Source organism: Halobacillus sp. A1, assembly GCF_024189295.1.
Lineage (GTDB): Bacteria > Bacillota > Bacilli > Bacillales > Halobacillaceae > Halobacillus_A.
Genome location: NZ_JAIZEN010000064.1, coordinates 1 through 542 on the forward strand (window position 1 = coordinate 1; position 542 = coordinate 542).

Genomic DNA, 542 nt, shown 5'->3' on the forward strand with positions numbered 1-542 from the left:
GCATATCGGTGTTAGTCCCGTCCTTCATCGGCTCCTAGTGCCAAGGCATCCACCGTGCGCCCTTATTCACTTAACTTTCTTCGTGAAAAGACGTTTCGTTTGTTTGATGTCTTGTCATCATCTACGCATGGAATGCGTAGTGATTATCTTATCCAGTTTTCAAGGTTCACAAACCCATTTAAGGGTTGCATATAAAACACAAAGGTATCGTTGTGTTTTAAGAAAAGACTTATGGTGGAGCCTAGCGGGATCGAACCGCTGACCTCCTGCGTGCAAAGCAGGCGCTCTCCCAGCTGAGCTAAGGCCCCGAAAGTGAATGGTGGGCCTGAGTGGACTCGAACCACCGACCTCACGCTTATCAGGCGTGCGCTCTAACCAGCTGAGCTACAGGCCCATTCATTAAGGGATATATTTAATCTCTCAAAACTGAACAACCAACCAGGTACGTCTTCCGAAGGAGACGGCTTTTTGTGTTCGAAAACACGTCCAGCCGGTCCTTTTTCCTTAGAAAGGAGGTGATCCAGCCGCACCTTCCGATACGG

At 48.9% G+C, this 542-nt stretch carries 2 tRNA genes and 1 rRNA gene; all 3 read right to left on the reverse strand.

What is annotated here, in order from left to right:
• Window positions 1-76 (reverse strand): 23S ribosomal RNA (locus tag LF817_RS19990); the annotation flags it as partial.
• 156 nt (window positions 77-232) lie between these two features.
• Window positions 233-308: transfer RNA gene (locus tag LF817_RS19995), tRNA-Ala, on the reverse strand.
• 9 nt (window positions 309-317) lie between these two features.
• Window positions 318-394: transfer RNA gene (locus tag LF817_RS20000), tRNA-Ile, on the reverse strand.
• Window positions 395-542: the final 148 nt, after the last annotated feature.